Origin of the sequence: Psychrobacter sp. 16-MNA-CIBAN-0192 (assembly GCF_040309565.1) — a bacterium.
Lineage (GTDB): Bacteria > Pseudomonadota > Gammaproteobacteria > Pseudomonadales > Moraxellaceae > Psychrobacter.
Map to the genome: position 1 here is coordinate 1 of NZ_JBEOOX010000561.1, position 249 is coordinate 249.

General features: G+C 40.6%; 1 pseudogene. It reads right to left on the minus strand.

The window, feature by feature from the left end:
- A pseudogene (locus tag AAEY78_RS14375) lies at positions 1-249 on the minus strand (hypothetical protein); the annotation flags it as partial.

Genomic DNA, 249 nt, shown 5'->3' on the forward strand with positions numbered 1-249 from the left:
TATCCGGGTAGCGCTGCTGTATATTTATTAATAATTGCTTAGTACTAATAATACCTAGCGCTAAATAAGGGCTAAGGCCTGAGGTGCCTTTAATACTGGGAATATCACGGTGATCGTCGTAACTTGTTAGTTTATCGCAAATAAAGTTATCGACCACAGTGGCCAATGTTTTATCATCAACGGGCCATTTTTCAGAGCTGCTATCGCCTTTGAGTAAATTTGTTTCGTTTTTGCTTAACTGCGCACCGC